We start from the raw sequence: 3,901 nt of genomic DNA, 5'->3' as shown, positions 1-3,901 counted from the left end.
GAATTTTCTTTATTTAGATTTTCAAATTTTCCATTACTAAGTTTTACTAAACCGAATTTTGAAGTTCCAATCCATTTATTCCCATTTGTATCAACAGTTATTGAAAGTAGGTCGTCGTCTATTAATTCAGAATTATCTTTTGAAAATAATTCAGATTTTTGTCCAAATACAATTTGCATTGTTAGTAATAGCAGTAAGCTAAGAGTGATTTCGAGTTTCATTTTTTATTTTTAATGGCACACAACGTGTTGTATAAGATTAGTTGCGTATTTAGAACACTAATTTACTAAATAAAACACGAACTAAGAAAGTCTGTTTGGACTTTCGTAAGTAATCAATAACCAAGCAATTAATTTTATACTTTGTTGTGGGCAGGTTTTGAATATAATTTACAGACCATTATAAAAAAGGACTGTCCTTTGTCTAGAAACCGAATTTTTTATTCTTAGAAATTCAAGAACCAAAAAAATAAAGCGCTTAGATTTGATTTTACGGAAACTGGCGGATTAGAAATTTCCTTTGTTAAAAAACAAAAATTTAATTACTGATCTAGAAAAAAAGAAACCGACTAAAAAAATATTTATAAAGTTGCTCAACCGCTAGGGTACGACCTTAATAAATAAACCAAAACCTTAGCTAAAATTTTTGTTTTTGTGCGCCAAAAAAAATTGGGTTTTTATACCAGACTTTGGCGGAAATTAAATTTTAAACCCCTTAAATCAAGCTTAAATATTTTAATTGAGTACTTGCCCACAACGTCTTTGTATATGGTTTGTTGCGTGGTTTAAGCAACTAATTTAGTAAATAAAAACGGAATAGAAAGTCCGCGAGGACTTTCGTAAGTTGGCTAAAAGCAAGCAATAAATTATATACGGTGTTACCACACGTTTTTATGCTAATTCTTCGGAAATAATGTCAATTTTAATTCCGTTTTCATTAATTCCCCAAATTTGTAAAGTGTCAAATCCATTCCGTTTTACTTCTTCAAAGTCAATTTTATTTCCACTTACTAATTCTATTTTTCCATTTGAGTCAACTTCTTCTCTAAATTCATCTTCGTAATCAATTCCATTATAAGTTGATATTATTAATTCAAATTTATCATTACCATTTTCAGAACTATAAAATTTGTCCGCTATTCTACTTTTTATTTGATCTTCCGAATATTTATCGCAGAACATTGCATTATATCCGTGAACACAACCGTCAAATAATAAAAATTCGTTTCCATTAGAAATGTCAACTGCATAAATTTTTGAGGGCGCAAATTCCGTTTGAACAATTAGATTTTTATATTTTGAATGAAGTTCTCCGTAATATTTTATTCTGAAAATTTTTCCGCCAGATTTTGTTTTAATTCTTCTTCTCCATTCGTGCGAATGAAGTTTTTTTGGATTAACGATATTTTCAACATTATTTTCAAGAAAAGTTGGACTTAAAATTCCGTTTTCTGTTGTGGAATTAGAGTTTTCATTCTTTTTCTTAAAAATATCAAATATTCCCATATTCAGGTTTTGAGTGGTTTTTTTAATGTGTGGTAACGTGTTTGTGCATGGTTTGTTGCGTAAATTTAGCGAAAAATTAATTAAAAAACACGGACTTTCACGATTCCGAGGTTTTTCGCAAGAAAAACGAATAAAGCAATAAATTATGCACGGTGTTGCAAAATCGTTGTTTTTTTATTTTTCTTTCCCTTTATTTACAATTTCTATATTTTCCAATTTTTTACAAATTTTAAAACTTGCAAACATTTTTAATTCCGTTGTTTGCTAATCTATTCTAATTTTTAGAATATTAAAAATACACTTTTTTATTTAATTCCGAACCTTGCTCAATTCCACACTTTTTAAATTCCGAAATTTTGGGATTCTATGCTAATTTTTCGCAAGATTAAAAACTCCATATTTTCCAGAGCATTGAACTTTACCATTTTCCGCAAACTTTATAAATTCAAAACTTTGATAAAATTTTCGATTAGCGAAAGAGTGTTCCACAATTTTCAAATTTTCCCAAACTTTAGAAACACGTCAGTTCGACATTATTAAATCGTAAATCTTTCCAATTTTAGCCATTCCCTTGAACTTACTCTACAATGTTTTGCAACGTGTTTGTACAAGATTAGTTGCTGTGGTTAAGCGATAAAGTTAATAAATAAGAACTGAATAGAAAGTCCGCGAGGACTTTCCTAAATAAGCCAGAACCAAAGCAATTAATTTTGTACGGTGTTGTAAAACGTTTTTTTTATTCAAATTTCATTTCAAAAACGAGATAATGTTTAATTCCGAATTCCTTCCCCCAATTCTCAATATTTTTTCCACTGCTCTCAACAGCACACCAATATTTAGCTCCATCTTTTTCGTAAGGTAAGATGTAAGCAAGTAGATAAAATTTTTCTCCGTATTTTATTTCAGTTCCACTTGCTTCCGCAACATTGCGCAAACTATAATCCTCAGATTTTATGGCATCAAATTTTCGAGATGTAGAAAATCTGGGAAATTTAAAAGTCATTTTTAATTTATTGTCATTAGTTAATTTTGAAATAATTTTTATATTAAAAACTGAATCATTTATTTTTTGAAATTGCTCGAACTTAATCGTTTTGCTATTCATAATAGTACTGTCACTTTTTACTTTTCCATTCCAAATTTCTTTTACTGATAAATGATAACTTTTGTCTGCTAAATTTTTTCCTGTGAAACTCAATTTTAGGTATTCAATTCCCTCAAATTGTAAAATATCTCTTATTTCAGAATTGTCAGAACCGTAATCTGAAGTCATTTTTATTTCACTTTTATTTTCGGTTTGTGCAACTAAAAAAGTTGATATTAAAATCAATCCAAAGGTTAAAATGTTTTTCATAAAGTTTTTTTTTAATGTTTTACAACGTGATGTGTATGGTTAGTTGCGTGATTAAGCAACTAAATTAGTAAACAAATACGGACTAGAGAAAATTCCAGCGGAATTTTCCAGATAAGCACTAGCCAAAGCAATTAATTATACACCGTGTTGTGGTGTCGTTTTTTATTTACTTTTAATAGTCAAATTTATAAGAATTAGTTATTTTTCCTTTTGTCCAATTTTTAAATTCAACGTTCACAATTACTTCTTGAGTTCCGTGAATTTTTTCTTTAAAATCAAAGCTTTCACAATATGAAACTCCGTATTTATTTAGGACTTCATCAATTTTATTTTTTTCCAGTTCCGCTTTTTTATTTTCTCTTCTATATTTATTCAACTTAGAGTAAGCAGTTTCCAGAAATGAAAATCCAGCTACAATTATTCCAATTTTCACGTACCATAGGAACAAGCTATGTATATTCCAGTCAGAAAAAAAGTATCCAAGAAGTATTAATAGAAAACCAATAATTATTGTGCCGTAGAAAGTCAAATGTGCGGACTTTTGGTTTCTACGCATTATTTCCAATTCGAGATTAGCAATTTCTAACTTTTCTTGAAATTTTTTATCAAGAGTGATTTTGGAACAAGTGTTATTAAAGTTAGGTTTTTTATTAGTCAACTTACAGGTGATTCCTTTTTCTAGACTAGTCATTTTATTTTCGCATAAATCACAATGTCTTGCTAGATTCATTAAAGTTTTGGTCCAGTTTTAAGTTAGTCTCTCGTTTTCAATGAGTTTTTGGTAAATGCACCACAACGTGTTGTATAAGATTAGTTGCGTATTTAGAACACTAATTTACTAAATAAAACACGAACTAAGAAAGTCTGTTTGGACTTTCGTAAGTAATCAATAACCAAGCAATTAATTTTATACTTTGTTGTGGGCAGGTTTTGAATATAATTTACAGACCATTATAAAAAAGGACTGTCCTTTGTCTAGAAACCGAATTTTTTATTCTTAGAAATTCAAGAACCAAAAAAATAAAGCGCTTAGATTTGATTT

4 protein-coding genes are annotated in these 3,901 nt (G+C 28.8%); all 4 read right to left on the bottom strand.

Features of this window, described 5'->3' with window-relative positions; translation table 11 throughout:
- Positions 1 to 221 (bottom strand): hypothetical protein (locus tag RH82_RS18485; protein ID WP_156112506.1); only part of this gene is annotated, 221 nt, incomplete at its 3' end.
- A 669-nt stretch (positions 222 to 890) separates the two neighbouring features.
- Entirely contained in the window at positions 891 to 1,505 is a 615-nt protein-coding gene (locus tag RH82_RS15640) for a hypothetical protein (protein WP_052158383.1), read from the bottom strand.
- A gap of 736 nt (positions 1,506 to 2,241) precedes the next feature.
- Positions 2,242 to 2,859, bottom strand: a complete 618-nt coding sequence (locus RH82_RS15635; RefSeq protein WP_052158382.1) for a hypothetical protein — start codon at positions 2,857 to 2,859, stop codon at positions 2,242 to 2,244.
- 172 nt (positions 2,860 to 3,031) lie between these two features.
- Positions 3,032 to 3,589 (bottom strand): hypothetical protein, encoded by a 558-nt coding sequence (locus tag RH82_RS15630; protein WP_156112373.1) that lies wholly within the window; start codon positions 3,587 to 3,589, stop codon positions 3,032 to 3,034.
- Positions 3,590 to 3,901 lie beyond the last annotated feature (312 nt).

It is taken from the genome of Lacinutrix jangbogonensis (genome assembly GCF_000797445.1).
In the GTDB taxonomy this organism is placed as follows: domain Bacteria; phylum Bacteroidota; class Bacteroidia; order Flavobacteriales; family Flavobacteriaceae; genus Lacinutrix; species Lacinutrix jangbogonensis.
Note: the sequence above shows the minus strand (reverse complement) of the source record. Positions and strands in the feature narration are given on the sequence as shown.

What these genes read in the sequence shown, in the direction of transcription:
- RH82_RS15640 (WP_052158383.1), bottom strand. Translation starts at nt 1,505, where the DNA reads ATGGGAATATTTGATATTTTTAAGAAAAAGAATGAAAACTCTAATTCC.
- RH82_RS15635 (WP_052158382.1), bottom strand. Translation starts at nt 2,859, where the DNA reads ATGAAAAACATTTTAACCTTTGGATTGATTTTAATATCAACTTTTTTA.
- RH82_RS15630 (WP_156112373.1), bottom strand. Translation starts at nt 3,589, where the DNA reads ATGAATCTAGCAAGACATTGTGATTTATGCGAAAATAAAATGACTAGT.